The sequence below is a fragment of the Enterobacter sp. KB-280D8 genome, assembly GCF_041399405.1.
GTDB lineage: Bacteria > Pseudomonadota > Gammaproteobacteria > Enterobacterales > Enterobacteriaceae > Enterobacter > Enterobacter cloacae_N.
In genome coordinates this window covers 279,612-306,231 of sequence record NZ_JBGKEC010000001.1, presented here as the reverse complement: position 1 = coordinate 306,231, position 26,620 = coordinate 279,612, and the positions used below count along the sequence as shown (strand labels likewise).

General features: G+C 54.3%; 25 protein-coding genes and 1 pseudogene. 15 read left to right on the top strand and 11 right to left on the bottom strand.

Going from position 1 to position 26,620, the window contains the following annotated elements:
- Positions 1–4: 4 nt before the first annotated feature.
- The 3 genes from AB8818_RS01565 to AB8818_RS01555 all read right to left on the bottom strand — a co-directional run bounded on the left by AB8818_RS01565 (position 5) and on the right by AB8818_RS01555 (position 2,690).
- Positions 5–1,024, bottom strand: coding sequence for a Zn-dependent oxidoreductase (locus AB8818_RS01565; RefSeq protein WP_192981401.1), 1,020 nt, complete (start codon positions 1,022–1,024; stop codon positions 5–7).
- Positions 1,025–1,038: 14 nt separating this feature from the next.
- Positions 1,039–2,253 carry a starvation-sensing protein RspA gene (rspA, locus tag AB8818_RS01560; protein WP_116340201.1) on the bottom strand — a complete coding sequence of 405 codons (1,215 nt, stop codon included), beginning with the start codon at positions 2,251–2,253 and terminating at the stop codon, positions 1,039–1,041.
- Between the two features lie 110 nt (positions 2,254–2,363).
- The gene (locus tag AB8818_RS01555) at positions 2,364–2,690 is read right to left on the bottom strand and encodes a YnfA family protein (protein ID WP_032657499.1); all 327 of its coding nucleotides are present in this window, start codon (positions 2,688–2,690) and stop codon (positions 2,364–2,366) included.
- Positions 2,691–2,842: 152 nt separating this feature from the next.
- On the opposite strand from AB8818_RS01555, the gene AB8818_RS01550 reads away from it, so the two are divergent.
- Positions 2,843–3,181, top strand: coding sequence for a DUF1283 family protein (locus tag AB8818_RS01550; protein WP_192981404.1), 339 nt, complete (start codon positions 2,843–2,845; stop codon positions 3,179–3,181).
- A complete protein-coding gene (gene speG / locus AB8818_RS01545) occupies positions 3,181–3,741 on the top strand; it encodes a spermidine N1-acetyltransferase (RefSeq protein ID WP_023311549.1) in 561 nt (186 codons plus the stop codon). The genes AB8818_RS01550 and speG overlap by 1 nt, the downstream gene beginning before the upstream one ends.
- Before the next feature lie 17 nt (positions 3,742–3,758).
- Here speG and AB8818_RS01540 read toward each other — a convergent pair whose 3' ends face one another.
- On the bottom strand, positions 3,759–4,505 hold the full coding sequence (locus AB8818_RS01540; RefSeq protein WP_208327116.1) for a YnfC family lipoprotein: 747 nt from the start codon (positions 4,503–4,505) through the stop codon (positions 3,759–3,761).
- Positions 4,506–4,574: 69 nt separating this feature from the next.
- On the opposite strand from AB8818_RS01540, the gene AB8818_RS01535 reads away from it, so the two are divergent.
- The 3 genes from AB8818_RS01535 to dmsD all read left to right on the top strand — a co-directional run bounded on the left by AB8818_RS01535 (position 4,575) and on the right by dmsD (position 8,120).
- Entirely contained in the window at positions 4,575–4,841 is a 267-nt protein-coding gene (locus AB8818_RS01535) for a DUF1161 domain-containing protein (protein WP_116340203.1), read from the top strand.
- A 132-nt stretch (positions 4,842–4,973) separates the two neighbouring features.
- Complete coding sequence (gene ynfE / locus AB8818_RS01530) at positions 4,974–7,439, top strand: selenate/tellurate reductase subunit YnfE (RefSeq protein WP_192981407.1); 2,466 nt, start codon at positions 4,974–4,976, stop codon at positions 7,437–7,439.
- 66 nt (positions 7,440–7,505) lie between these two features.
- Positions 7,506–8,120, top strand: coding sequence for a Tat proofreading chaperone DmsD (gene dmsD / locus AB8818_RS01525; RefSeq protein WP_116340207.1), 615 nt, complete (start codon positions 7,506–7,508; stop codon positions 8,118–8,120).
- A 39-nt stretch (positions 8,121–8,159) separates the two neighbouring features.
- Here dmsD and AB8818_RS01520 read toward each other — a convergent pair whose 3' ends face one another.
- Both AB8818_RS01520 and AB8818_RS01515 read right to left on the bottom strand, forming a co-directional pair.
- The gene (locus tag AB8818_RS01520) at positions 8,160–9,875 is read right to left on the bottom strand and encodes a SulP family inorganic anion transporter (protein ID WP_192981409.1); all 1,716 of its coding nucleotides are present in this window, start codon (positions 9,873–9,875) and stop codon (positions 8,160–8,162) included.
- Between the two features lie 134 nt (positions 9,876–10,009).
- Complete coding sequence (locus AB8818_RS01515) at positions 10,010–11,218, bottom strand: MFS transporter (protein WP_166710976.1); 1,209 nt, start codon at positions 11,216–11,218, stop codon at positions 10,010–10,012.
- Between the two features lie 103 nt (positions 11,219–11,321).
- Between AB8818_RS01515 and AB8818_RS01510 the strand changes: the two are divergent.
- Positions 11,322–12,239: pseudogene (locus tag AB8818_RS01510) on the top strand (LysR family transcriptional regulator).
- Positions 12,240–12,328: 89 nt separating this feature from the next.
- Here the strand turns inward: AB8818_RS01510 and AB8818_RS01505 are convergent.
- Both AB8818_RS01505 and AB8818_RS01500 read right to left on the bottom strand, forming a co-directional pair.
- Positions 12,329–12,883 carry a nucleotidyltransferase family protein gene (locus AB8818_RS01505; RefSeq protein WP_192981414.1) on the bottom strand — a complete coding sequence of 185 codons (555 nt, stop codon included), beginning with the start codon at positions 12,881–12,883 and terminating at the stop codon, positions 12,329–12,331.
- Positions 12,884–12,978: 95 nt separating this feature from the next.
- Positions 12,979–13,812 (bottom strand): MipA/OmpV family protein, encoded by an 834-nt coding sequence (locus AB8818_RS01500; RefSeq protein ID WP_192981416.1) that lies wholly within the window; start codon positions 13,810–13,812, stop codon positions 12,979–12,981.
- A gap of 203 nt (positions 13,813–14,015) precedes the next feature.
- On the opposite strand from AB8818_RS01500, the gene AB8818_RS01495 reads away from it, so the two are divergent.
- The 3 genes from AB8818_RS01495 (at position 14,016) to AB8818_RS01485 (ending at position 16,698) form a co-directional block, all read left to right on the top strand.
- Positions 14,016–14,693, top strand: coding sequence for a response regulator (locus AB8818_RS01495; protein ID WP_192981418.1), 678 nt, complete (start codon positions 14,016–14,018; stop codon positions 14,691–14,693).
- The gene (locus AB8818_RS01490; RefSeq protein ID WP_192981421.1) at positions 14,693–16,081 is read left to right on the top strand and encodes a HAMP domain-containing sensor histidine kinase; all 1,389 of its coding nucleotides are present in this window, start codon (positions 14,693–14,695) and stop codon (positions 16,079–16,081) included. Before AB8818_RS01495 ends, AB8818_RS01490 begins: the two co-directional genes overlap by 1 nt.
- A 137-nt stretch (positions 16,082–16,218) precedes the next feature.
- Positions 16,219–16,698, top strand: a complete 480-nt coding sequence (locus tag AB8818_RS01485; protein ID WP_116340223.1) for an Rrf2 family transcriptional regulator — start codon at positions 16,219–16,221, stop codon at positions 16,696–16,698.
- Positions 16,699–16,757: 59 nt separating this feature from the next.
- Here the strand turns inward: AB8818_RS01485 and oqxB are convergent, their stop codons facing one another.
- Together oqxB and AB8818_RS01475 are read right to left on the bottom strand one after the other, a co-directional pair.
- Positions 16,758–19,910 carry a multidrug efflux RND transporter permease subunit OqxB gene (oqxB, locus tag AB8818_RS01480; RefSeq protein WP_116340225.1) on the bottom strand — a complete coding sequence of 1,051 codons (3,153 nt, stop codon included), beginning with the start codon at positions 19,908–19,910 and terminating at the stop codon, positions 16,758–16,760.
- A gap of 24 nt (positions 19,911–19,934) precedes the next feature.
- Complete coding sequence (locus tag AB8818_RS01475) at positions 19,935–21,110, bottom strand: efflux RND transporter periplasmic adaptor subunit (protein ID WP_163329133.1); 1,176 nt, start codon at positions 21,108–21,110, stop codon at positions 19,935–19,937.
- 333 nt (positions 21,111–21,443) lie between these two features.
- Between AB8818_RS01475 and AB8818_RS01470 the strand changes: the two genes are divergently transcribed.
- The gene (locus tag AB8818_RS01470) at positions 21,444–21,797 is read left to right on the top strand and encodes a helix-turn-helix domain-containing protein (RefSeq protein WP_192981424.1); all 354 of its coding nucleotides are present in this window, start codon (positions 21,444–21,446) and stop codon (positions 21,795–21,797) included.
- Between the two features lie 68 nt (positions 21,798–21,865).
- The gene (locus AB8818_RS01465) at positions 21,866–22,183 is read left to right on the top strand and encodes a YebG family protein (RefSeq protein WP_116340232.1); all 318 of its coding nucleotides are present in this window, start codon (positions 21,866–21,868) and stop codon (positions 22,181–22,183) included.
- An 81-nt stretch (positions 22,184–22,264) separates the two neighbouring features.
- On the opposite strand, the gene catA is transcribed toward AB8818_RS01465, so the two are convergent.
- Complete coding sequence (gene catA, locus AB8818_RS01460; RefSeq protein ID WP_192981427.1) at positions 22,265–22,942, bottom strand: type A chloramphenicol O-acetyltransferase; 678 nt, start codon at positions 22,940–22,942, stop codon at positions 22,265–22,267.
- A 251-nt stretch (positions 22,943–23,193) separates the two neighbouring features.
- On the opposite strand from catA, the gene AB8818_RS01455 reads away from it, so the two are divergent.
- The 4 genes from AB8818_RS01455 to osmX all read left to right on the top strand — a co-directional run bounded on the left by AB8818_RS01455 (position 23,194) and on the right by osmX (position 26,614).
- Positions 23,194–23,817, top strand: coding sequence for a glutathione S-transferase family protein (locus tag AB8818_RS01455; RefSeq protein WP_116340236.1), 624 nt, complete (start codon positions 23,194–23,196; stop codon positions 23,815–23,817).
- A 155-nt stretch (positions 23,818–23,972) separates the two neighbouring features.
- Entirely contained in the window at positions 23,973–24,716 is a 744-nt protein-coding gene (locus AB8818_RS01450; RefSeq protein WP_116341139.1) for a YoaK family protein, read from the top strand.
- A 269-nt stretch (positions 24,717–24,985) separates the two neighbouring features.
- Positions 24,986–25,696 carry an osmoprotectant ABC transporter permease OsmY gene (gene osmY, locus AB8818_RS01445; protein ID WP_116340238.1) on the top strand — a complete coding sequence of 237 codons (711 nt, stop codon included), beginning with the start codon at positions 24,986–24,988 and terminating at the stop codon, positions 25,694–25,696.
- An 18-nt stretch (positions 25,697–25,714) separates the two neighbouring features.
- The gene (gene osmX / locus AB8818_RS01440) at positions 25,715–26,614 is read left to right on the top strand and encodes an osmoprotectant ABC transporter substrate-binding protein OsmX (protein ID WP_192981430.1); all 900 of its coding nucleotides are present in this window, start codon (positions 25,715–25,717) and stop codon (positions 26,612–26,614) included.
- The last annotated feature ends 6 nt before the right edge of the window (positions 26,615–26,620 follow it).

Genomic DNA, 26,620 nt, shown 5'->3' with positions numbered 1-26,620 from the left:
AGGATTATTGTCCGAACGTGAGTAAGACTTTGCAGCACTGCCGCTGGTCTTTTTCAAACAGTTCGATGGCGTCTGTTACATGGTGATAGTCAAAGGTATGGGTGATCAGTTTGTCCGGGTCGATCAGCCCTTTTTGCAGCCAGTCGATGACGACCGGGAATTTGTTAGCATTCAGGCGCGAAGAGAAGATCGCCAGCTCTTTACCGGTGATGCCCTGCTGGACTATCTGGCTCGGCTCGCTGGAGAACCCCATCAGCACGATGCGCGCCGCCGGAGAGGCCAGAGTGACCGCCTCCTGCAAAATCGCCGGGTGACAGGCGGCATCAATGATTAACGTCGGCTTGATGCCTTTTTCGTCCAGCGCGGCCTGCAGCGACTGTTCGCTGTTATTTAAGACCCAGTCCGCGCCGCTGCGCCGGGCCATCGCCAGGCGCTCGTCTATGCGGTCAACAACGATAATCTCCTTCACCTTATAGACACCCTTCAGCGCCTGCACGGTGACCAGCCCCATCGGCCCTGCGCCGTAGATCAGCGCAATGTCCTGTTCGGTGGGATTAGCCTGCCCCGTCACGTTGGCGGCGATGGTGAAGGGCTCAACCATGACGGCGTGCTTATCAGGAATGCCGTCCGGAACTAGCCAGGCATTTTTAGCGGGCACTACCGCATATTCGCTGAAGCCGCCGTCACGGTGTACGCCCAGCACCACCAGCGAGGTGCAGACGTTCGGTTTTCCGACAGAGCACGGATAGCAGTGTCCGCAACTGATCACCGGATCAACCGAGACGCGCTGGCCCAGGCGCGCGCTGTCTACCCCCTCTCCCACGGCGTCAATCACGCCAAAGAACTCGTGGCCAATCGTGCGTGGATACTTCGCAAACGGATTATGCCCGCGGTAGATGTGGCTGTCCGAACCGCAGATCCCCGCCAGCGTGATTTTGACGCGGACTTCACCTGCGCCGGGCTCCGGTCGTGGCCGCTCTTCAATCACCAGTTCGTTCGGCTGTTGAATCACTACGCTTTTCATCGTTCGTTCCTCGCTTACCAGTTCCACAGCGTGCCGTCTTCAAGACGGGCCACCGGCAGATAGGCCGGATCGTAGGGGTATTTCGCCGCCAGCTTTTCGTCAAACTCGATGCCCAGGCCCGGCTTGTCGCCCGGGTGCATATAGCCGTTATCAAAGCGCCAGCTGTGCGGGAAGACTTCCAGCATCTGTTCGGAGTAGCCCATATATTCCTGGACGCCAAAGTTTGGCACCCACAGGTCAAAATGCAGCGCGGCCGCGTGGCATACAGGCGAGAGATCCGACGGACCGTGCGAGCCGGTGCGCACCTGGTAGAGCGACGCGAAGTCCGCGATGCGGCGCATCCCGGTGATCCCGCCGGCATGAGTGATGGTGGTGCGGATATAGTCGATAAGCTGCTCTTCGATGAGCTGCTTGCAGTCCCAGATACTGTTAAACACTTCCCCCACCGCAATTGGCGTGACGGTGTGCTGGCGGATCAGGCGGAAGCATTCCTGGTTTTCCGCGGGCGTTGGGTCTTCCATCCAGAACATGCGGAATGCTTCAATGCTCTTGCCGAAGCGCGCCGCTTCTATGGGCGTCAGGCGGTGGTGCATGTCGTGCAGAAGATGTTCATTGAAGCCAAATTTGCTGCGTACCGCGTCAAACAGCTTTGGCGTGAAATCGAGGTATTTCTCGGTGGACCAGAGCTGCTCTTCCGGCCAGTCGCCTTTAGTGGCGGGCTCGTAGGCCAGCCCCTTCCCTTTGGCCATGCCGTAGGTGGTTTTCATGCCCGGCACGCCGCACTGCACGCGGATGGCCTTAAAGCCCATCTCCTTATGGCGGGCGTAATCTTCCAGCACGTCGTCAATGGTGTGCCCGGTGGTGTGGCAGTAGACCATTACGCCCTCACGGGATGCGCCGCCCAGCAGCTGGTAAAGAGGCATGTTGGCCGCTTTGGCTTTGATGTCCCACAGCGCCATATCCACGGCGGAGATGGCCGACATAGTGACCGGCCCGCGACGCCAGTAGGCGCCCTTATAGAAAAACTGCCAGATGTCTTCGATACGGTGCGCGTCGCGGCCAATCAGCTGCGGGCAGAGATGATCTTTCAGGTAGGAGGCAACGGAGAGCTCACGCCCGTTCAGCGTGGCGTCACCGAGGCCCACAATCCCCTCATCGGTGGTGATTTTAAGGGTGACAAAGTTCCGCCCCGGGCAGGTAACAAACACGTCAGCCGCGACAATCTTCATAATTCCTTTCCTTACATCGTTCGTTATGATGCTGGAAATTTACCCACCAACCCTACTACCATACAAGTATAATGATCATAAAATCCGCCAACGATCACAAAACCGGGGGCTCAGGCCCGCCCCCATCCCGCCACAATGATCAGCATACCGCACAGAGCAACCAGCGCGCCGGCCCAGTCGTAGGCGCTAAGTTTGACGCCGTCCACCACGCGCAGCCACAGCAGCGCAGTACAGACATAGACACCACCGTATGCGGCGTAGACGCGGCCACTGGCAGCCGGATGCAGCGTTAACAGCCAGACAAAGAGAGCCAGCGCGACGCTTGCCGGGATGAGCAGCAATACCGACCCTCCCTTCTTCAGCCAAAGCCACGGTAGGAAGCAGCCGATGATTTCGCATAGCGCGGTAGCAAAAAAAAGCAGCGTCGTTTTGAGCATAGTTAACGTCAGGTGAGGATCTATTTAGACATCATACCCGATAATGTCCTTTACTTTTCCATACCCGCTCCGCGGGTATGCCGTTATTGCTCTTTGGTGTAGAATCTGAACGGGGAAACTTGCTCATCTGCACCCATTTTAAAGGAAACGCTATGACTACATTAAGCAAACACCTTTGTCTGACAGCCCTGCTGGCGCTGTCATCGTTCGCCTTTGCCGCCTCTGCGACAGCGGAAACCAGCAAGCTCGTTATCGAGTCTGGTGACAGCGCGCAAAGCCGCCAGAACGCCGCGATGGACAAAGAACAATGGAATGACACCCGCAGCCTTCGTCAGAAGGTCAACAAACGTGCTGAGAAAGAGTGGGACAAAGAAGATGTCGCCTTCGACGCACGCGATAAGTGTCAGCAAAGTGCGAACGTCAATGCCTACTGGGAGCCGAACACCCTGCGCTGCCTGGATCGCCGCACTGGTCGTACGGTTGCCCCATAATGTCGGCGCCCTGTGACGTAAAACTCCGGCCACTGGAGCGTGAAGATCTGCGCTTTGTCCACCAGCTCGACAATAACGCCAGCGTAATGCGCTACTGGTTCGAAGAGCCGTACGAGGCCTTTGTCGAGCTGTCCGATCTCTACGATAAGCACATTCACGATCAGAGCGAGCGTCGTTTTGTGGTGGAGTGTGAGGGTGAAAAAGCGGGGCTTGTGGAGCTGGTTGAGATCAACCACGTTCACCGTCGGGCGGAGTTCCAGATCATTATTTCGCCTGAGCACCAGGGGAAAGGCCTGGCCTCACGGGCGGCGAAGCTGGCGATGGATTACGGATTTAACGTCCTGAACCTCTACAAGCTTTACCTGATCGTGGATAAAGAGAACGAGAAAGCGATCCATATCTACCGTAAGCTGGGCTTTATGGTAGAAGGCGAGCTGATTCACGAGTTCTTTATCAACGGCGAATACCGCAACACCATCCGCATGTGCATCTTCCAGCATCAGCACCTGGCGGGACACAAGCCGTCAGGCGCCAGCCTGCTGAAACCAACCGCGCAGTAACCTGCGCGGTTTTATTCTCAGTAGTACTCAATCGTATTCTTGATGGTGTACTTGCGCTCAACGGCAGGCTTAACGCTGTCGTCAATGATGGTGAGATCGCAGCTGACCGGGTTGTTGTGTCGATCGTAGTCGCAGCTCTGCGTCACGTTGCCGAGCGGCTTGTCGTTTAACAGGCTCACGGCCGAGTAATCCATTCTTTTGCGCAGATCCTTTGACGGTGTCGACTGCACCGATAAATTCTGATCCCCGGAGACAGTGGTTTTGCCCAGCGGATAGCCATCCGCATCGTATCGATACTTCACTTCCATCTCTTTGCCGTGCGCGGCCACCACAAAGCCATTGTCGTCGGTATCCCACGTCACCCCGGCTGACGGCAGTTCGGCCAGCTGGCATTTGCCCTGCAGCTTCACCTTACGCTGCTGGGTTTCTGCATCAATGTAGTAGTTGGCATCCAGCACCAGCGCTACGCCCGTGTTAGCCTCCAGGTCGTGCAGTTCCAGCGTATCGAAACACCCTTCCGCCGACACGGTACCGGTGACCCGTTTGGACACTTCGCCCTTCTCGTTGAACAGCGTCTGGGTAAAGTCTTTGACCGGGCCGCGCAGAGGGTCAAAATCAAACTCGTTTGAAAAACTCGCCATCTCCGGTGTAAACGACAGCGGCGCGGAGTTGTTGTCACACCCTGCGAGAGCGGCTGCCAGGAGCGTTATCGCTGCATATTTCTTCACATTCTTTACCAATACAGAGAGATTATTCCCAATCATATTAGCAAATACAGTTGTTTACACGAAGCATGCTAAAATTAATCTATACACAGAGAAAAGGAGCTACAGATGAAACGGTTACCCTGGATTACCGCCCTGCTGTTAATGAGTGCTTCAACCGCCGCGCTGGCGGCACCCGACTCCTGCGAGCGCGTGAAAAGCGACATTCAGCAGAAGATTATCAACAACGGCGTGCCGGAGTCAGGTTTTACGCTGAGCATTGTGCCGAACGATCAGGCTGACCAGCCGGACGCGCAGGTGGTGGGCCACTGCGCCAACGACACCTTTAAAATTTTGTACACCCGTACAGGCAGCGGGGCTACTGAAGCTCAGTAATTTACCCTCAATCCCCTTTGATTTGATTAGGATTAAGATCTAATACCTCCAAATAAGTAACACTCACCCCATCATTAGCCCGGTTGTAATCACGGGTAAAAATAATACGTAATCTCAATCTTGGGGTGAGCCATGTCTGAGGTCGATCATCACGGCGGTATTAGCCGCCGAACTCTCGTGAAATCTACGGCTATAGGTTCTCTGGCGCTTGCCGCTGGCGGGATCTCGCTTCCTTTTGGTTTAAAAAGCGCCGCCGCAGCGGTGAAGAACGCCGTCCAGCCTGCTGATGATGAAGTGGTGTGGGGCGCCTGCTCGGTCAACTGCGGCAGCCGCTGCGCGCTGCGCCTGCACGTCCGCGACAATGAAGTGTACTGGGTCGAAACGGATAACACCGGTGAGGATATCTATGGTAATCACCAGGTCCGAGCCTGCCTGCGCGGGCGCTCTATTCGCCGCCGCATCAACCACCCTGACCGCCTGAACTACCCGATGAAACGCGTGGGCAAACGCGGTGAGGGCAAATTTGAGCGCATCACTTGGGATGAAGCGCTGGACGCTATCACCGCCAGCCTGAAAGACGTGGTCGACAAATACGGCAACGAAGCGGTGTATATTAACTACTCCTCCGGCATTGTCGGCGGCAATATCACCCGTTCCTCTCCTTACGCTTCGCTGGTGGCGCGCCTGATGAACTGCTACGGCGGTTTTCTGAGCCACTACGGCACCTACAGCACGGCGCAAATCGCCTGCGCCATGCCCTATACCTACGGCAGCAATGACGGGAACAGCACCTCGGATATTGAAAACACCAAACTGGTGGTGATGTTCGGCAATAATCCGGCGGAAACGCGCATGAGCGGCGGCGGGATTACGTATTATCTGGAGCAGGCTCGCGAGCGGTCCAACGCGCGCATGATCGTTATCGACCCACGCTATACCGATACGGCAGCCGGACGCGAAGATGAATGGATCCCGATCCGTCCGGGTACTGATGCCGCACTGGTGGCAGCTATTGCCTGGGTATTGATCGACGAAAACCTGGTCGACCAGCCGTTCCTGGACAAATACTGCGTTGGCTATGACGAAAAAACGCTGCCGGAAGGCGCCCCCGCGAATGGTCACTACAAAGCCTATATTCTCGGCCAGGGGGATGACAACACGGCGAAAACGCCTGAATGGGCCTCGCACATCACCGGCATTCCGGTAGATCGCATCATTAAACTGGCCCGCGAGATTGGCTCTGCAAAACCGGCCTGTATCAGCCAGGGCTGGGGGCCACAGCGACAGGCAAACGGAGAACTGACCTCCCGCGCCATCGCGATGCTGCCGATCCTCACAGGTAATGTGGGGATCAACGGTGGCAACAGCGGCGCGCGCGAATCCAGCTACACCATCACTATCGAACGTATGCCGCTGCCGGAAAATCCGGTTAAAACGCAAATATCCTGCTTCAGCTGGACGGATGCCATCGTCCGTGGCCCGGAAATGACCGCCCTGCGCGACGGGGTGCGCGGTAAGGATAAGCTGGACGTGCCGATTAAGTTCATCTGGAACTACGCGGGCAACACCATTATTAACCAGCACTCCGATATCAATAAAACTCACGAGATCCTGCAGGACGAAAGTAAATGCGAAACGATCGTCGTCATTGATAACTTCATGACCTCGTCAGCGAAGTACGCCGATATAGTGTTGCCGGACCTGATGACCGTCGAACAGGAAGACATCATTCCTAACGATTATGCAGGCAACATGGGCTACCTGATTTTCCTCCAGCCCGTGACTGCACCGAAGTTTGAGCGTAAGCCCATCTACTGGATCATGAGCGAAGTGGCGAAACGCCTCGGGCCGGATATTCATCAGAAATTTACCGAAGGGCGCACGCAGGAAGAGTGGCTGCAGTATCTGTATGCCAAAATGCTCGCAAAAGATCCCACACTACCGTCCTATGACGAGCTGAAAAAAATGGGCATTTATAAGCGCAAAGATCCGAACGGACACTTTGTGGCCTATAAAAAATTCCGCGAGAACCCGGAAGCCAATCCGCTGAAAACGCCATCGGGCAAGATTGAAATTTACTCCAGCAAGCTGGCGAAGATTGCGGCGACCTGGGAGTTGGCAAAAGACGAGACCATTAGCCCACTGCCCGTGTACGCATCAACCTTTGACGGATGGGATGCGCCCGAGCGCGCGCAGTTCCCGCTGCAGCTGTTCGGTTTCCACTTTAAAGCCCGAACCCACTCGAGCTATGGCAACGTCGACGTGCTGAAAGCGGCCTGCCGCCAGGAGGTCTGGCTTAATCCTGTCGACGCCGAAAAACGCGGCATTAAGAACGGCGATACAGTGCGCGTCTTTAATAGTCGCGGTGAGGTGCGAACTGAAGCAAAAGTGACGCCACGCATCATGCCCGGCGTGAGCGCCATGGGCCAGGGAGCCTGGCACGATGCCAATATGAGTGGCGATCGTATCGACCACGGCTCATGCATCAACACGCTGACGACCCATCGACCTTCTCCGCTGGCAAAAGGCAACCCGCAGCACACCAATCTGGTGCAGATTGAGAAGGTGTTAAAGGTGAAACGCGAGACCATAGTTTAATCTATGGTCAGTATTATCGGTTATCACAGTCGCGCGGGCGTCGTCCGCGCAAGCAAGGAAAGTTTTATGGAAGACGTCTCACATCGTGAATCGTTCGCGTTCAGCGCCAGGATACTGGGCGCGCTGTTTTATTTCGCTCCCGACAGCGAGCAGGCCGCGCCGCTGGTGAGCGCTCTCACCGCTGGCGAATGGGTTCAGGACTGGCCCCTGCCGCCGGAAGCGCTGCAGCCTGTTGCCGATACGTTTGCCTCATCTTCCGATGAACCGCTGACCGACGCCTGGCAACGGCTGTTTATTGGTCCTTATGCCCTGCCCGCTCCGCCGTGGGGTTCCGTCTGGCTGGACCGTGAATCCGTGCTGTTTGGCGATTCGACCCTCGCGCTGCGACAGTGGATGCGGGAGAACAGTATCGCGTTTGAGATGCAGCAAAAGGAACCGGAAGATCACTTTGGCACGTTGCTAATGCTCGCGGCGTGGCTGGCCGAGAATGGCCGCGAAGCGGAGTGCGCTCAACTTCTGGCGTGGCACCTCCTGCCGTGGAGCACCCGCTTCCTGTCAGTGTTTGTCGATAACGCCGGGCATCCGTTTTATACCGCGCTGGGCAGGCTTGCGCAGCTGACGCTGGCGGACTGGCGATCCGGACTGCTTATTCCGGTTGCGGAAAAGACGCTGTATCGCTAGATGTGTGGCTTGCTCGCCGGTGGCGGGCAAGCCTTTAACTTATACCTCGCCACCTGATTCACTCGCACTCTCTTTACTCTGAATGAACCGAAGTGCCAGATAGAGGTCTGGCGCCAGAATCATGTCATCATCATTCATCGTTGGCCGACTCTCTTTAAACCAGCGCGTTAATTCCGTTTTTCTGCCCGCCAGGATTAACGTAATCTTTCTCCCCTTCAGGTCACGCTTTAACTCATTAATGGTTGCCAGGACGCTGATGTCTGAATAGGTGAAGCAAGCAACGGCATCAATGACCACCCATTTAGGTTGTAATGCAGTACCATCAACCAGGTTCAATACCCGACGTTTAAAATAAGCCACATTAAAATAGGTCAACGGTGAGTTAAATCGATACATCAGCACTCCCGGGACCATTTTAATATCGGTTGTATTACCTAATGAGTGAATCATTCCATCTTCGTCAGTGCCCAACAAGTGCTCAGAAGGACGAAACACTGTACGAAGGAACTGTAACAGGCCAAGCAACACCGCAAGGCCGATCCCCTGGATAACGCCGATAATTAAAACACAGCCAAAAGTGAAGAAGGCCAGGCGGAATGCCTGTTTATTTCTGCGCCTCAGGTTCCAGAGCCCACGTAAATCAATTAATGACCACGAGGCATACATTAGAACAATACCTAATGCAGATACCGGAATAAATTGTAACGGCTGGGTGAAAAATACCACAACGATACCGATGAGTAAGGCCGCGACTATGGAAACCAGCTGACTTTTCCCACCCACTGAATCATTAACCGCGGTCCGGGAATCAGCACCACTGATAGCAAAACCCTGGAATACCCCAGACATAATGTTCGCAATACCCAGCGCTCTGAACTCAGCATCAGCATTGATTTCATAACCATTTTTCGCGGCAAAACTGCGGGCGGTCAGCATCAGACTCACAAAACTGACCAAAGCCAGGTTCAGCGCCGGGATCACCAAATCACGCATCGGACCAGGCTGGAATTCCCCCCAGTTAACGACGGGTAAGCCAGACTGGAAGCCATCTCCCCCAATCGTGGCAATACCATACTGTTGCGCAGCTGTTCCCCACACCAGAACCGTTGTCAGTACAATGGCAATCAACGGTGCTGGCCAGTGGCTACGATACGTTTTAATAACCATTAAAATAATTAACGTTAAAAGTGATATCCCTATGGTTAATAAATGGCTGTCTGACAATCGGCCTGGCAAGGCTATTATTTTTTCAATAACCTGTGCTTCATCTAGCTTGATCCCTAAAACCTTGCCTAATTGCCCGACAATAATCGTCACGGCTACGCCATTTAGCAAACCCGTAAGAATGGGATGAGAAAGCAGATCGGCAAGTGCGCCCAGACGAAACTTACTGGCAAGCAGGCACCACCCGCCCATCATCAATGTCATGATAATCGTCAGTTGCCAGTGCAGTTCGGGATTACCTGCAGAAAGCGGAAAGACGACGGCCGCAATCACCGCGCAGGTTGTGGCATCAGGGCCAACAATAAGCTGACGTGAAGAACCAAACAGTGCATACGCTATCATCGGTAAAACGCACGAATAAAGCCCGACTATTGCCCCAACCCCTGCCAGCTCAGCATAAGCAATAGCTACGGGTAGCGCTACAGCCGCAACGGATAACCCGGCTTTAACATCCTGTTTCAGCCAACTTTTATCGTAGGCTAACAAATTTTGTAGCCCTGGCATGTAGTTTAATAAAACTCTTCCGAACACGTTATTCTCCGGATATAGATATCACCCACGTAATATTGGCACACTTCTTTACGAGGTTCTGGCTTTCAAATGCTCCGGATAAAGGATAGCGTTGCATCGACCCGTTGTACTCACAGCCAAAAGCGGACGTTATGCTAATCAATGACGAGAAGGTCGGGTTGGTTCTTACGTTTAGCCAGTTTCTTTTGCAAAAAGATAACGATGATTGGGAACCCTAATGCGGAAATGGCGCTAACCGTTAGTAACGTGTTCATTTTTTGTTGTGTCATGTCATACCCAGGTAATAAAAAAGAAGACAAAAAAAATGCGATCGTTGTAATCAAATACATCATTGATGTTTGTAATGACATGAATCCTGCGCGTTGCCTGTTATCAGGAAACTGAATCGTAACCGCCGAAGATGAAACCAGACGACTATAAGATGCACCGAGAAATAAAGTAATAAATAGCGCCGGATGCGGAAGCCCCAGGATTGGTATGAGCAAACTCAGAATAAAAACGATAGTTGAAGCTGTCGCCAGAACCACAGCAGAAAAACGTGTCGTTAACACGCCTGTCATTTTTGTCGACAGGTACCCTGCCATCCCCCCGCCGAAGAATAGCCAGGACAACATGTCCTGAGAAGCGCCAGGCTGCTGTAACAGTAATGGTACCAGAACAGGAACGACCAGCATTGGGCTAAACTGTACAAGCGCATTAGCGGAAGCAAACAGTAAAATATCCACATTGAGAGGCTGCGAATGGGGTGTCTCGAAAGAAACGCGATCTTGTGGAATGATGGTGACAATCAGTGGCAACGCCAACAAACACAGCGTACTGATGAACCACAAAGCGATATGCCAGCCATAATGAGTACATAAAAATAATATTGTGGGCATTCCCGCAATGCTTACTATCGAAAATGACGCAATCACCGTCGCTAACATTTTTCCACGCAAGTGAGTCGGTGCGTGGTTTATCAATATACTGATACCCACCCCCATTGTGGTACCGCCCAACAATCCTGCACAGAATCGTAATGTAAGCAAAAGGCTAAAACTGGAAGTCAATGTCGTTAAAAAGGTCAGCAGCCCCAGGAGAGCCATATTGGCGATGAGAAAGCGTTTCTTATTAAAACGACCGATCCAGTAAAAAGCGATAATGCCCGACAGAACGGCACCTGTTGTGTACAGGCCAGAAACGTAGCCTGAGAAGGATACGGGAACAGCAAAATCAGCCGCCATAAAAGCAAAAATAGGGTTGAACATCATATATTCCAGCGCATTCGTGAACTGGATAAAAGCAATTACAGCAGCGATTCGTATGAGGGTTTTATGATTTAACGTTTTTGTGACCAGTGGCATAGCAGGCGACCTGTGGATGAAAGATATCCGAGTTTAACCGCTATCAAATCTGTTCATTAGATGGTAAAAATGGCACTTATTGTTATCATTTATGGGATAATCAATGCGGCCGCCTCTGGATTTTAATACCCTGAAAGTGTTCATTGCTGTGGTTGAAAAAGAGAGTTTTGTTGGGGCATCCAGGGCGCTGGAAATGCCGACATCAAATGTGAGTCGTTGTATTTCTCAGTTAGAAGACAAACTCAATCTTCAGCTTATAGAGCGCAGTACCCGCCATATGAAACTCACCCAGGCGGGCCACCTGCTCTATAACCGAGCGAAGCCAATACTGGAGGCACTTGAGCAAACTTAAACAGAATTAACGTTGCGGCAAATGCAGCTTAAGGGCCCGTTACGTATCTGTATTCCTAATGAAATAGGCCCGGTCTTGCTGGGATCTATAGTTGCCGATTTCGCCTGTCAGCACCCGGATCTGGAAATTAGCTGCGTCACAAATTTGTCTGGCTTTGAATCCGTTCGTGACGATCTGGATTTAGCGATCATTGTCAACCGTGGCCAGATGGATGACAGTGACTACATCGCTCGCCATCTGGTGACTATCCCTTGTACCATCGTTGCTGCACCTTCTGTCATTCAACGTTATGGCACCCCTTCTCATATACAGCATTTTGAAGAATTACCCTGTATTACAACCGTAAGCGCACTTAAAGGTGCTCCCTGGCAGTTTGTTAATAAAAAGGGGGGATTCGAGACGATAAAGGTTAAAGGCCACTACCGGGTAAACAGCGGAGAGATGGCAGGACGAGCGGCTGTAGCAGGTGTCGGTTTTGCCATTCTATCGAAACAAGCCTGCCAACCCTACATCAACGATGGACGGCTAATCGAGCTTAACTTTGAACAATCCCCTGCTCCACTGCAATTGTTCGCACTTTATTCAGATCGGCGCTACTTGCCTGCTAAAACACGAGCACTCATAGATTTCATGCATCAGAAATTGAGTAATATATCTTGCGTAACATAAGGCTCCCGATCGTGTGCAACAGGTCATCTGTAAGGTTCACAGGCATAAGCGCCCAATAGACAGATTAGACTTTAAGCTATTAATTATGCTCAATTAATAAGCCGCAGCTGAGGATAACGTTCTAACCACCGCTTCTCTTCAACGCGCCGCCTGAAGACGTCATATTTTTCCCGCTCAAACGCAGGCGTTGGTCTTAAACTCAGCTCAAACAGGTCATTAAGACCATAGGGTGCAATGGCCTCAATAACATCGTTAGCACCCAGCCTGACGCCTACAGCCGTTGCAGTTTCGGGCCAGTACAACAGCGCATTTTCTGTTGAGTGATAGGGATTATCACCATTACGCAGATGCATCCTGGCTTGATTCTTTACAGACCAGTCAAAAGCGGGCATCCGTTGCTTAAGTTTTTCTTCCAGATGACGTTCATCGTCTGGCGTACACCATTCGGGATCGAACCAGACCACATCCACATCGCCTGAAAAGGACTTTTTCCAATAGGCATGCAAGTGATCCCATACGGCATCCCTGACAAAACCCGCGCCTATCCAGCAATCAGGAAGTTGCAAATCACGAACCGCGTAAAGCACCTGCATTCGTGAAGGATCAAGTGACAATATTCTCTGCAATGAATTTAAATAATCCATTATTATTCCCGTCATCAAAAGCACCGCCCCGTCATCTTAACCGGAGCGGCTCAAATTCGTCGCTATTGCGCGCTCAAACTCATAAGCAACCGCCATCAAAAACTGTACGTCACCTTCAAGCTCCCCGTGGGGGACGTTTTACGTTGTACGATCGGGCTGTCACCCGCATCCCCCGTCAGTTGCGTAACCCCCGCAGCGGCAAGCACGCTCCAGCGCGAGGTGAGCTTGTGGGTCCAGTCAAGATTCATAGACCAGGCATAAATCCCGGCCCCGGCGTCATGTCGGGCAAACCCCGATGCGCTCGACTGAGAGTCACTGACGCCATAGTACGTCTGCATATACTTGCCGGATCCCCAACTGCCGGTCAGCGCCAGCGTCACCTCATTTTTTGAGGAGGCATAGAGCGGGCTGGAAATGCCGAAATGCACCGCCTCTCCGTTGTCTCTCTCAGAAACCGGCACCTCAGCCTGCAGCTGCAGGTTAAGCCAATCGGTCACCTTGTACCCCAGCCCGGGCACAACGATTGCCGAGCCTTTTATCTCGCCCATTCCACGCAGCTCGTCGCTGCCGGAGGCGATCGAATCGCTGCTGACGTCTTTATCTTTACGGCCTGCGCGATAGCTCAGGGCTGCACTGTAATCGAAATTACCGATGTTATTGCCGTAACCGATACCCCGCGTGGTGCTGATAAAGAAGCCATTCGCCATCGAATAATCCACCACCTGAGCCGCGCTGACGCGGCTTTTATCCGAACCCGAGTAGCGTGGCGTGACGTCCGCGCCGCCCCCCAGAGTTAAGACATTGCCCTTCTGCTCTGCCGCCATTACCGGGGTGGCCAGTAACGCCAGAACAACGCCCGGCACTATGCTTTTTAGTCTGAAGCCCGAAAGTGAATGGAGGAACGTATGACGCAGTTCGATGTTTCTCATTAAAGAAGCCCTTATGGATTCAAATGGTTGCGATGCAAGCGGTTAAACGCCAGGACACCCATTTTGAATACCGACCCTAAGGTTCTTATGAGCCGAAAATGAAGAAACGCTGAAGCACGAGCCGGTGCTGTAAACCGGACGGATTTCCTGCTACCGTTTTTTTCTTAAGTTGTTCTTCATCCACGGTTGTTACAGTTATCAATGTGAAAATTTTACTAATCGAAGACGACCTGGATCTCGGCAATGGCGTGCGTATCGCCCTTTCAGATCAAGGACTTGATGTCATATGGGTTCGCCGTAAAGAGGATGCGCTGCATCAGCTTGACGTCTGCGCGCCGGAACTTGTTTTGCTCGACCTGGGGCTGCCCGACGGCGACGGCATGAGCCTGATGACGCGTTTGCGCCAGCAGCTGAAGGGGATCCCCGTCATCATCCTGACGGCGCGAGGTACGTTGCAGGATCGCCTGTGCGGGCTGGATGCCGGTGCAGACGACTATCTTGTCAAACCCTTCGTTCTCGCCGAACTGCTGGCGCGAGTCAGGGCTCTTGCCCGACGCAGCTACGGTTTTGAAAATGAGGCAATAGAGATCCGGGACTTATCGCTTCATGTACCGACGCGTCGCGTGACGGTGAGTGCGCGTCACGTTGAATTGACGGCCAGTGAATATGCGCTTCTTGAAACGTTGATGCTGCGCGCTGACCGGGTGATTACCCGACGTTTTCTGGAAGAAAGGATATTCGGCAACAAAGAAAATCTCAGTAATGCGCTCGACGTCCATATGGGGAATTTGCGGCGGAAAATTGGTGAAGGCTATGTGCGAACGGTGCGGGGCGTCGGATACGTCATTGATACCGTTGCTGTTCAGAAGGTGACGGGTTAATGCGAAACGTCTGGTACCTCCTGAAGCGTCCCACGCTGGTACGGCGAATTATCATCGCCCAGATGGCGCTGCTCACCCTGCTGTGGTGTATTTTTTTGACCTTCATATTGTTGGAGGACCTGCGTAGCCCTCCGATACTCACGGGCAGTAAGACCTACGAAACCATTTTTACTCTGGTTGATCATATTGGCGAGCGCCCGCAGGACCGTAACGAGGTGCTGGAAGCGTTCAGTAAGGCGTTGCGGGAAGGCTATGGCGGCGGCGAAGATCCCGCATTATCAATCAACCTCATCGTTCGTAAGAATAACGCAATCATTTTTTCATCGGATGGCGCTCCGACGGGGGTAATGAACACCAGGCTGGGGGAAATGCAGCGTGTTCAGAGTGACGGTCGTACCTGGACCAGCCGTACCCTTAAGTCCCCTCGTTCCGACGTGGAAGTTACGCTTTTCACCCCGGCCGGCAGCTGGAACTTCTTTATCTATCTGAACTCACGCGGCTATTACATTATGCCGCTGCTGGTCTGTATTCCTTTTCTTCTGTTTCCCGCGTGGCTGTCGATCCGCATTGCGATGCGTCCCTGGAGCAAGGTGGTGAATGAAATTTCATTACGCAGGCCAGACGATCTCTCTCCCTTAAAAGCCGGCCCCAGGCACAGGGAGCTTCGCAAAATGGTGGACGCGATAAACGATTTTCTTGCCAGAGTGCGGGAAAGCGCTGAACGGGAACGGGTTTTCATTGCGGATGCTGCACACGAGCTGCGTACGCCGCTGGCAGCGATGCGCATCAACGTGGAGGCGCTGCAGTCCTGGGCGAGCAGCGAGAGCCAGCGGCAGCTGCTTGCAGGGATTGTGCGCAGCAACAGCCGGGCGGCTCGGCTCGTCAACCAGCTGCTGCTGATGATGCACAGTGAAGCGCGCATTGACACCGCGATGGAGCCCGTGCCGCTGATGACACTCATACAAGAGCGAATGGCTGCGCTGGAGCCGCTGGCGTCCGGGCGCAGGATTGAGCTGGAATTCTTCGCTGAGGATGAAATCTGGATCGCTGGCGTCCGGGAACGTCTGATGTCGCTGATAGACAATCTTATTGAAAATGCCGTGAAGTACAGTCCTGAGGGCGGACGGATTCAGGTAGAGGTACGCTCAGCAGATAAATCAGCCCAAATACGCGTCTCCGATGAGGGGCCGGGCATTCCGGTTGAATTGCGCGAGCGCGTCTTCGACCGGTTTTTCCGCGATCCCAATCAGGTGCAGAGCGGAAGCGGACTGGGGCTTGCCATCGTCAAAGCGGTTGCACTGCAACATAACAGCAGTGTGAACCTGAGTACCTCAGCGGAAGGTGGCCTCCTGGTGACGGTTGACTTCCCGGACCGCACGTTTAGCTAAACCGGAACAGGGTGTTCGATCGCAAATGCCGCAGATTGCTTCAAAAAAATTACCGTATTTGTTATATTGTTGTTTATTGCTTATTCACCTCTGCGGTGCCAAAAAGAACAAGATTCACCGCTACCCAGGAAAGAGAAATGTTAGATTACCGCTTCCCGACAGCTTTGCAGATGGTTCTCAGCGTAGCGATGGCGGAGCAACTAGGTGAACGTTCGACAAGTGCAATTCTGGCCTACGGCCTGGAAGCCAATCCGAGCTTTATCCGCAAATTGATGGTTCCACTCACGCGCGACGGCATTATCGTCTCAACGCTTGGCCGCAACGGCTCTATTCATCTTGGTCGTCCGCCGGAAGAGATCACCCTGCGCGATATCTACCTTTCGGTCACCGAAGATAAAAAACTCTGGGCGTCGCGCCCTGACGTGCCGGCCCGCTGCGTGGTCAGCGCGAACGCCTGCTGGTACTTTAAATCGATTTCCGAAGAAGCGGAGCAGGCATCGCTCGCGGTACTAGCGCGCCACACCGTGGCAAGCGCGCTGGACGAGGTTAAAAAAGCCGATACCAGCGGGTGCGATCCTTTACCTGAACTTATTGCCCAGTACAAAAAAGCCCATTAATTTTCGCGAAAAAAAACCGCCTTTACGATAAAGGCGGTTTTTTGTTATCTGCGATATCCCTACGCAGGCAGAACCTCTCTTTCCACTTTGCCGCGCGTGACGAACTTACGCAGCGTCACGTAAAACACCGGTGTCAGGAACAGGCCAAACAGCGTTACGCCGAGCATCCCGGAGAAGACCGTGATCCCGGTGACGCCACGCACTTCTGCGCCCGCCCCGTGGCCGAGGATCAGCGGAATGGTCCCGGCGATAAAGGCGATGGAGGTCATCACAATCGGACGCAAACGCAGGCGGCACGCTTCAAGCGCGGCTTCCATGATGCCTTTGCCCTGAATTTCCAGCTCGCGGGCAAACTCCACGATAAGAATCGCGTTTTTACACGCCAGCCCCATCAGCACCACCAGCCCCACCTGCACGAAGACGTTGTTATCGCCACCGGTCAGCCAGACGCCAAACAGTGCGGAGAGCATCGTCATCGGCACAATAAGGATCACCGCCAGCGGCAGCGTCCAGCTTTCATACAGCGCCGCCAGCACCAGGAACGCCAGCAGCACCGCGACCGGGAAGACGATCAGCGCCGTATTGCCCTGGGTGGCCTGCTGGAAGCTCAGGTCCGTCCATTCAATGTTCATCCCGTTCGGCAGGATTTGCTTAGACATCGCGTCCAGCTGCGTCATCGCCTGAGCGGACGAGAGCACGCGCGGGTCGGCATCGCCGATCAGATCTGCCGCCGGGTAGCCATTGTAGCGGATCACCGGGTCCGGCCCGTAGGTGGTCGTGATTTTCACCATGCTGCCAATCGGCACCATTTCGCCCTGGCTGTTCCGGGTGCGTAAATTCGCAATATCCTCCACGCTGTCGCGGAACTGCCCGTCTGCCTGCGCCATCACGCGCCAGGTACGTCCGAACTGGTTGAAGTCGTTCACGTACGAAGAGCCCAGATAGGTTTGCAGCGTACCGAACAGATCGGTCAGCGACACGCCCTGCGCTTTTGCCTTATCGCGGTCAACCTGCACGTCCAGCTGCGGAACGTTAGCCTGGTAAGTGGAGATTGGGAAGTGCATTCCCGGCGTCTGCATAATTGCACCGGACATGGTGTTCACCGCGTTTTGCAGCGCACCATAGCCCAGACCCGCGCGATCCTGAATGTACAGCGAGTAGCCCGATCCCTGGCCCAGGCCCAGAATCGGCGGCGGCAGGATGGAGAAACCAAAGCCCTGCTGGATTTGCGCGATTTTGGCGTTGATCTCCGCGTTAATTTCCGCCGCTGAGTGCTTGCGCTGGTCAAACGGCTTCAGGCCAAAGAAGACCGTCCCGGTATTCGGCGTGTTGGTGAACTGCAGCGCGTTCAGCCCTGGAAACGCGACCGCGTAATCCACGCCTTCGGTGTTCATGCCAATTTCGCTCATTTTGCGGATCACCGCGTCGGTGCGGGCCAGCGACGAGCCTTCCGGCATCTTCACGCCGCCAATCAGGTAAAGCTTATCCTGGGTCGGAATAAACCCGCCGGGCACCGCTTTAAACATGACGCCCGCGGCACACAGCAGCAGAAGATAAACCACAAACACCGCGCCGCGTCGGCCAAGCGTTTTGCCCACCAGCCCCTGATAGCCGTTCGAGCTACGATGGAAAAAGCGGTTAAACGGACGGAAAATCCAGCCGAACAGGCGATCAATAAGCCGGGTCGGGAAGTCTTTCGGCGCGCCGTGCGGTTTTAACAGTAGCGCGGCCAGCGCCGGAGAGAGCGTCAGCGAGTTGATGGCGGAGATCACCGTGGAAATCGCGATCGTCACCGCAAACTGCTTGTAGAACTGACCGGTAACGCCGGAGAGGAACGCCATCGGCACGAACACCGCGCACAGCACCAGCGCAATCGCGATAATCGGCCCGGAGACCTCACGCATCGCCTGATGCGCCGCCGCAAGCGGCGCAAGCCCCTCTTCGATATTTCGCTCGACGTTTTCCACCACCACGATGGCGTCGTCCACCACGATGCCGATGGCCAGTACCAGCCCGAACAGGCTGAGGGTGTTAAGCGAAAAGCCCAGCAGATAGAGAATGCTGAACGTCCCCACCACCGACACCGGCACCGCGATCAGCGGAATGATCGACGCGCGCCAGGTTTGCAGGAACAGGATCACCACCAGTACAACCAGCACCACCGCTTCCAGCAGGGTTTGCACCACCGCACGGATGGAGTCGCGCACGAAAACCGTCGGATCGTAAGGTGCCGCCCATTTCATATCTTCCGGGAAACGGGTGGACAGTTCCTCCATTTTCGCGCGCACCGCGTTAGACAAATCGATGGCGTTTGCTCCCGGTGACTGGAAGATACCAATCCCGACCGCGTCTTTATTGTTAAGCTGGGAACGCAGCGCATAGCTGCCGGAACCCATCTCGATACGCGCCACGTCGCGCAGGCGGACGACCGAACCGTCCTCCGACGTTTTCAGGACAATGTTGCCAAACTCTTCTTCGGTATGCAGACGGCCCTGAGCGTTAATGGAGATCAGGAAATCGCTCTCTTTCGGCAGCGGCTCGGCGCCAAGCTGCCCGGCGGACACCTGCACGTTCTGCTCCTGCATTGCCGTGACCACGTCCGAGGCGGTCAGCCCGCGGGCCGCAACCTTGTTCGGGTCCAGCCAGATGCGCATGGCGTATTCACCGGAGCCAAAAATCTGGATCTGCCCGACGCCGGGCAGACGCGCCAGCTCGTCCTTCACCTTCAGCGTGGCGTAGTTGCGCATGTACAGTGAATCGTACTTACCGTTGGGCGAGAACAGATGCACCACCAGCGTAAGCGTTGGTGACTGCTTCTGCGTCGTGATGCCCAGGCGCCGCACGTCTTCCGGTAGACGCGCCTCGGCCTGCGCTACGCGGTTTTGCACCTGTACCTGCGCCTGATCCGGATCGGTACCTGGACGGAACGTGACGGTAGTGACCAGCACGCCGTCCGAGCCGGCGACGGATTTCATGTACATCATGTTCTCGACGCCGTTGATCGCCTCTTCCAGCGGCGTCGCCACGGTCTCGGCAATCACTTTCGGGTTGGCGCCCGGATACTCTGCGCGCACCTGCACGCTTGGCGGTACGACGTCAGGATACTCGCTCACAGGCAGCAGCGGGATGGCGATTAATCCTGTGATAAAAATCAGAATCGACAGTACGGCAGCGAAAATGGGCCTGTCGATGAAAAAGCGGGAAAAGTCCATGGGAAGGATTCTCAGGTCAAGTGATCAGTTGAGGGCGGCGCTGGCGGTCATGGCGACGGTTTTCGCGTTCACCGGCATACCCGGCATAAACACTTTTTGTAAACCGTCGACGATGACTTTATCGCCAGGTTTCAGCCCCTGCTGCACGATGCGTAAACCGTCGGCCAGACGCCCCGGCGTAATATCGCGACGCTGCGCTTTGCCCTCTTTATCCACGATATAGACATACTTGCGATCCTGGTCAGTCAGCACCGCTTTGTCGTCGATAAGCATCGCCTGGAATTCTGCGCTGCCCGGCAGGCGAACGCGGGCAAAAAGTCCCGGCGTGAACTGGCGCTGCGCGTTATCCAGCAGCGCGCGCATGCGGATCGTACCGGTACTCGGCGTGAGCTGATTATCCAGGAAGTCCACTTTACCCTGATGGGGGTAGCCCTCCTCGCCGGCAAGGCCGATCTCAACCGGTAGCGCCGTATGATGGCTGGACGCCCCCTGCCCGCTGCGCGCCAGATTTTGATAGTGAAGATAGGTTGACTCATCCACGTCAAAGTAGACGTAAACCGTCTTCTGCGAGACCAGCGTGGTGAGCACACTGGCGCTGTCGCCCGCGGAGACCAGATTGCCGCTGGTGATTAACGCCCGGCTGGCGCGGCCATCAATAGGTGCCGTCACTTTGGTAAAGTCGAGATTCAGCTGCGCGGCGTCGACCGCAGCCTGGGCTGCGCGAATATCGGCCTGTGCCTGGATGGCGGCCGAACGGCGCTGCTCCCACTCTTCACGGGATACCAGGTTGGTATTGATTAATTTATCGGTACGGTTAGCCTCGCTTCGCGCCAGGCTGGCCTGCGTTTTGGCCCTTTCCAGCGTTGCCTGCGCCTGCTCCAGCGCGGCGCGATAGGTACGGTCGTCAATCGTGAACAGCACCTCGCCCTTTTTCACTTCCTGGCCGTCGGTGAAATTCACTTTGTCGATGTAGCCAGAGACGCGGGGGCGAAGCTGCACGCTTTCCACAGCTTCAATCCGGCCGTTAAAGCTATCCCACTGGCTAATGGATTTCACAACCACGTCAGCAGCATTGACGGCAGGCGCGGGCGGCGCGGCGTTTTGCGCGACGCTGTCATCACATCCGACGAGCAGCACGGAGAGCAGCATCGCTCCCAGCGCATTCAGATGATAGTTTCCCCAGGTTTTTTGCAGGCTCATTATTTTTATTCCGGTAATTGTAGCCGCCGGGCAAGACGCAGCGGGAGGCGCCGCGCCACTTCCTTTGTCCGGGCTGGCTTAAGGCCATTTGTGTCGTTCATCGCCACAAAACTGTAACAGTTTCGAATACACTATCGCGGCGATTGTAGGAATGCGCCTAACTAAGTGCAAGAATAATTGTTGCACTTTATGTGCTATTTGCGTCGACGGTAAAAGGCCCGTTTCGGGCAAGGATTTAAATGCAACAATAAAACTTGCAATTAACGGAAAACCAGGCCACCTTAAAGTGCAACAGACAAAGATACTTTTCTATCGCTGCGTGGGGGAAACCTGATGAACACTGGCGCATTTATGCATGATTTACTCGACTGGATCGATAACAACCTCGACAGTCGCCTGGACATTGAGACCGTCTCCAGACGCTCCGGCTATTCGAAATGGCACCTCCAGCGCCTGTTCAAAGAGCACACGGGCTACCCCCTCGCCGGATATATTCGCGCGCAAAAGCTGCAAAAATCGGTTGAACGCTTAGCCCACAGCGATGAGCCCATCCTGAACGTGGCAATCGCGCTCGGTTTTGACTCTCAGCAGTCCTTCAACCGCAGCTTTAAGCGTCAATACGGCCAGGCTCCGGGCGCATGGCGACGCAGTATCAGCAGCCGTGAAACCCAGCCGATGCACCAGTAGTCACTTTTTACTGCAACATCATCCCGGATCTGTTATACTGTATATAAATACAGTATGAGAGGTGCGTGATGGCTGTTGAAATAAAATATGTTGTCGTAAGAAAAGGTGAAGAGAAAATGACATTTGCCAGTAAGAAAGAGGCTGACGCTCACGACAAGCTGCTCGATATGGCAGACGCGTTCACCGACTGGCTGTTGCAAAGCGGAATGCAGATGGATGAAAACCAGGCTGAAGATCTTGGTCTGTATCTCGCCGAGCAGAAAGAGACCGTGCAGCATATTCTGCGCACCAGCAAGCTCCCTGCTCCCGATGCCCCAACGGCTGACGATAAAGCCGAGCCAGCTGAAGCTGACAGTAAAAAAATCAGAGCGGTAAAAGCTGCCTGATCGCCTCATCGTCACCGAGCCTGACGCCGTAAGCAGCATGCTGCTTGCGGCTTTTTTTTATTAACGTCAGCGCCTGGCGCATCACGCACCGGATTGCGCAGAGTGGCGCGGCAAGGCATCGATCATCGCCTGTAGCTCATTGTACAGTCTTGCCACATGGAAACCATCGCACACGGAATGATGAACCTGAACGGCGAGGGGCAATAATACTTTTCCATCTTGTTCGTAGTATTTTCCAAGCGTAAACATAGGGGCAAAAAAGTTCTTCATGTGTGCAACGTTGACGTTAAAGCTGGTAAAACTTACCCAGGGAATACCTGATATGAAAAAGATATTCTCCCGGAATTCTTCTTTAGGCCAATAAGCAAGATTATTACCGTAGCGTGCAATGTCTTCAGTATAGGTGTTCTGGAAGTGCTGAATATTGCCATCGTAATGGCTCCATAATGATGAAAAGGTCTCTGTTTCATTATGGAAAATGGTATAGTTTGGATGGACTTCGTTCCATATAATAAGCTCATTGTCCTTCATAGCCATACGGAACTCCGGATGACTGTTGACGATTTTCGAAATGAGAAAAATAATAGTCGGGTAAAATTTCCAGCCAACCGCTTTGATATGTTTTAACAGCGCAGTAATATCAATTAAAACCGTCTGATTAAATGTCGATTGAGCAAAGCCCTGAAATATCTCAAAATGTTCTTTCCTTGCCCAACGAGATAAGTCAACGGACGTATATTCAGGGGTTATTTTTTCCATTTCTAAGCCTTTAATGAGCAAGCATATCTCTGATGTTAGCCTAAATTTTTTCCCTGCATTAAGCAAGCAGGCGCCTCTGGAGAAAACGGCGCGGAATAACCCACATTACGCACCCTGAAGACGTAACGTTTCCGCTTAAAACGCGCTGACCTGCCCGTACAGAGCACTCCTCACTCAATATTACCCCTCCCTCTTCGCGCAAAGGGTGTATTGTTTTTAAATGATTAATCCCCCTGAAGAGAAGCGGCGTCATGATTAACATCCTCGGTAAAACCACCTCCATCAACGTTCGTAAAGTGCTCTGGACCTGTGAAGAAGCGGGCATCCCTTATCTGCAGGAAGACTACGGCAGCGGTTTTGCCTCAACAGAAACGGATGACTTCCGCGCGCTGAACCCCAACGCCATGGTGCCGGTGCTGATGGATGACGATTTCGTGCTGTGGGAGTCCAACGCCATCTGCCGCTATCTGGTGCGCAAGGCCGGACGTCACGATCTGCTGCCTGCAGAGCCGCAGGCCTGCGCCAACGTTGAGCGCTGGATGGACTGGCAGGCAACTGAATTCAATAACGCCTGGCGCTATGTCTTCCCGGCGCTGGGACGAAAAAACCCGGACTTTAACGACCCTGCGCGCATTGCGGCGGGAATAAAAGAGTGGAACCACTGCATCACCATTCTGGAAAACCAGCTGCAGCGCACCGGGGCCTTTGCGGCGGGAGAGACGTTTACCCTTGCGGACGTGGTGCTTGGGCTGTCGGTGAATCGCTGGAAGATGACGCCGTTTGACAAGCCCGACGTGCCGGCGATTGAGGCCTGGTTTGAACGTCTTAACCAGCGCCCGGCGTTTTTGCGTCACGGCAATAACGGCATGATATAAAGTATTTACGCCCCCACCTTGAGCAAGGATATTTTATTTAATTACTAAACCCTGATTGGCGTCAGAGGGAATAATAATTAAGCCATATCCTGGACAGCCCGTTGCACCGCTTTGCTAGCCTGACTATTCAGGCAAAGCTCAACCCGGAGGTATTCTTGCTGATTAGACTCAAGAAAGAACGAACGCATAAGGAGGATCGCCGGCTTGCTCTCTGGCTGGCGACCTCGGCAGGTTTACTGAACGCCATCGCCCTTGGGGCGTTTGGCTTCTTCCCCTCTCACATGACCGGTAACACCTCACAGTTATCCAGCGAAGTCTCCTCCACCGATCTGAGCGATATCATTTTCTTTGGCTCGATCATTCTCTCCTTTGTTGCAGGCGCAATCCTTGCGCGTCTCATTGTGTTATGGGGGATTATCCATAATATCCGGCTGGTTTTTTGCCAAATCCTTTTCGTCGAGGGGATATTATTGACCGGCGTGTCTCTCTACGAAATGTATTTCCACGCCCTCACGAGCAACCGCGAGATTATTATTTTCCTGTGCGGCCTGATGGGCATTCATAATTCGACCTCGACGCAACTCTCCGGAGGGCGGGTAAGATCGACGCACATTACCGGCACCCTGACGGATGCGGGAATATCACTGGCCTCCGTGCTGGTGGCGATGCTTCGCAGGGATTACTCGAAGGATACCGCAGCGCAAAAAAGTCAGCTCAAGACCCACTTAACCACCCTTTTCTCGTTTATTACGGGCGGTATCGCGGGGCTGCTGCTGTTCAGGTGGATTGGGTTTAACGCCATGCTGGCGCTGGGGCTGATGCTCGCGATTGTTGCCATTTTTTCTATCATTAGCATCTCGGTTCGCGTCCGCCGGGTTCGTGCCTCCCTCTGTAAATAACGATGACATCGGCGTAAGGGCCCTGTATTTTGTGACACTGTCACTTGTACAAATTCGCTTTAGGACTATTCTGCCTGGCACGCAACCAGCCCTTACGCCGTAAGGCTTTAATTAAGGTTGTCACTAATTTCATAGGGTTACTGATTTTACCCCTTCGCTGGAACCCTTCCCAAACGCTTGCTATAGCTCAATTACCCCTGCCGAAACATGGCATAACAACAGGCAACCGGTGGTTGCTATAACGCATGCGCACAGGGAGACACACCGCAATGCACCCATTACTCAAACGTTCACTGCTGTTTGTCGGCGCCATTATCGTGGTCCTCGCCCTCCTCGTCTGGGGTATTGGGCTTGAGACAATCAAGGCGCGCCAGGTTGACCTGATTTACCTCGGGCAACAGCACATGATTCTGGTTTTCTCCTCGATGTTTTTTGCCCTGCTGGTGGGCATTCCGGCCGGGATTCTGCTGAGCCGCCCGGCCGCGCGGGGCGTCGCCGAATATGTGATGCAAATCTTCAACGTCGGCAACACCCTGCCCCCGCTGGCGGTGCTGGCGCTGGCGATGGTGGTGATTGGCATCGGCGATACGCCTGCCATCATCGCCCTGTTCCTCGCCTCGCTGCTGCCGATAGTGCGCAATACCTACGCCGGGCTGTGCTCGGTCCCTGCGTCGCTGCTTGAAGCGGCAAACGGGATTGGGATGACCAAATGGCAGCGCCTGCGCCAGGTTGAGCTGCCCAACGCATGGCCGGTCATGCTCTCGGGGATCCGCATCGCCACGGCCATTAACGTCGGTACCGCGCCGCTGGCGTTCCTGATTGGCGCCAGCAGCTACGGCGAGCTGATTTTCCCGGGCATTTACCTGAACGATTTCCCGACCCTGATCCTCGGCGCGGCGGCCACCGCTCTGTTCGCCCTGATCCTCGACACCCTGCTGGCCGCGCTGGGTCGCGTGATGAGCCCCCATCTCGCTCGATAACAATAACAAGGAGCTTCTATGAGACTGTTTTCCAGCCTGACGGCGCTGTGTGCCGCGGCGCTGTTCACCGGCCAGGCGATGGCAGCCCCGCTGATTCTGGCGACCAAGAGCTTTACCGAGCAGCACATTCTCTCGGCGATGACCGTGCAGTACCTGCAAAAAAAAGGCTTCCAGGTTCAGCCAAAAACCAATATCGCCACGGTGATCTCCCGCAACGCGATGATCAACAAGCAGATTGATATGACGTGGGAGTACACAGGTACGTCGCTGATCATCTTCAACCACATCAATAAGCGCATGTCGCCTCAGGAATCTTACGAGACGGTGAAGCGCCTCGACGCGAAGCACGGTCTGGTCTGGCTCAACCCCGCCGACATGAACAACACCTATGCCTTCGCCATGCAGCGCAAGCGCGCCGAGGCGGAACATATCAACACCATGTCGGAGATGGTGGCGAAGATTGAGCAGATCCGTAACACCAACCCGGACAAAAATTGGCTGCTGGGCTTAGACCTGGAGTTTGCCGGGCGCAGCGACGGCATGAAGCCCCTGCAGCAGGCCTATAAGCTGGATCTGGACCGCCCGCAAATCCGCCAGATGGACCCCGGTCTGGTCTATAACGCGGTGCGCGACGGCTTCGTTGACGCCGGCCTGGTATACACCACCGACGGGCGCGTGAAAGGATTCGACCTGAAGGTGCTTGAGGATGATAAAGGCTTCTTCCCGAGCTACGCGGTCACGCCCGTGGTGCGTAAGGACACGCTGGAGGCCAATCCCGGTCTGGAAGAGGCGCTCAATACCCTCTCTGCCCAGCTCAACAACGACGTTATTACCGAGCTGAACAAAAAGGTGGATATCGACCATCAGTCACCGCAGCAGGTCGCCCGCGATTTCCTGCGTAGCAAACAGCTGCTGTAGGAGGCG

Bases quoted from the DNA above. Each gene is read 5' to 3' on its own strand.
- AB8818_RS01565 (WP_192981401.1), bottom strand. From the start codon at position 1,024: ATGAAAAGCGTAGTGATTCAACAGCCGAACGAACTGGTGATTGAAGAG.
- rspA (WP_116340201.1), bottom strand. From the start codon at position 2,253: ATGAAGATTGTCGCGGCTGACGTGTTTGTTACCTGCCCGGGGCGGAAC.
- AB8818_RS01555 (WP_032657499.1), bottom strand. From the start codon at position 2,690: ATGCTCAAAACGACGCTGCTTTTTTTTGCTACCGCGCTATGCGAAATC.
- AB8818_RS01550 (WP_192981404.1), top strand. From the start codon at position 2,843: ATGACTACATTAAGCAAACACCTTTGTCTGACAGCCCTGCTGGCGCTG.
- speG (WP_023311549.1), top strand. From the start codon at position 3,181: ATGTCGGCGCCCTGTGACGTAAAACTCCGGCCACTGGAGCGTGAAGAT.
- AB8818_RS01540 (WP_208327116.1), bottom strand. From the start codon at position 4,505: ATGATTGGGAATAATCTCTCTGTATTGGTAAAGAATGTGAAGAAATAT.
- AB8818_RS01535 (WP_116340203.1), top strand. From the start codon at position 4,575: ATGAAACGGTTACCCTGGATTACCGCCCTGCTGTTAATGAGTGCTTCA.
- ynfE (WP_192981407.1), top strand. From the start codon at position 4,974: ATGTCTGAGGTCGATCATCACGGCGGTATTAGCCGCCGAACTCTCGTG.
- dmsD (WP_116340207.1), top strand. From the start codon at position 7,506: ATGGAAGACGTCTCACATCGTGAATCGTTCGCGTTCAGCGCCAGGATA.
- AB8818_RS01515 (WP_166710976.1), bottom strand. From the start codon at position 11,218: ATGCCACTGGTCACAAAAACGTTAAATCATAAAACCCTCATACGAATC.
- AB8818_RS01505 (WP_192981414.1), bottom strand. From the start codon at position 12,883: ATGGATTATTTAAATTCATTGCAGAGAATATTGTCACTTGATCCTTCA.
- AB8818_RS01500 (WP_192981416.1), bottom strand. From the start codon at position 13,812: ATGAGAAACATCGAACTGCGTCATACGTTCCTCCATTCACTTTCGGGC.
- AB8818_RS01490 (WP_192981421.1), top strand. From the start codon at position 14,693: ATGCGAAACGTCTGGTACCTCCTGAAGCGTCCCACGCTGGTACGGCGA.
- AB8818_RS01485 (WP_116340223.1), top strand. From the start codon at position 16,219: ATGTTAGATTACCGCTTCCCGACAGCTTTGCAGATGGTTCTCAGCGTA.
- oqxB (WP_116340225.1), bottom strand. From the start codon at position 19,910: ATGGACTTTTCCCGCTTTTTCATCGACAGGCCCATTTTCGCTGCCGTA.
- AB8818_RS01475 (WP_163329133.1), bottom strand. From the start codon at position 21,110: ATGAGCCTGCAAAAAACCTGGGGAAACTATCATCTGAATGCGCTGGGA.
- AB8818_RS01470 (WP_192981424.1), top strand. From the start codon at position 21,444: ATGAACACTGGCGCATTTATGCATGATTTACTCGACTGGATCGATAAC.
- AB8818_RS01465 (WP_116340232.1), top strand. From the start codon at position 21,866: ATGGCTGTTGAAATAAAATATGTTGTCGTAAGAAAAGGTGAAGAGAAA.
- catA (WP_192981427.1), bottom strand. From the start codon at position 22,942: ATGGAAAAAATAACCCCTGAATATACGTCCGTTGACTTATCTCGTTGG.
- AB8818_RS01455 (WP_116340236.1), top strand. From the start codon at position 23,194: ATGATTAACATCCTCGGTAAAACCACCTCCATCAACGTTCGTAAAGTG.
- osmY (WP_116340238.1), top strand. From the start codon at position 24,986: ATGCACCCATTACTCAAACGTTCACTGCTGTTTGTCGGCGCCATTATC.
- osmX (WP_192981430.1), top strand. From the start codon at position 25,715: ATGAGACTGTTTTCCAGCCTGACGGCGCTGTGTGCCGCGGCGCTGTTC.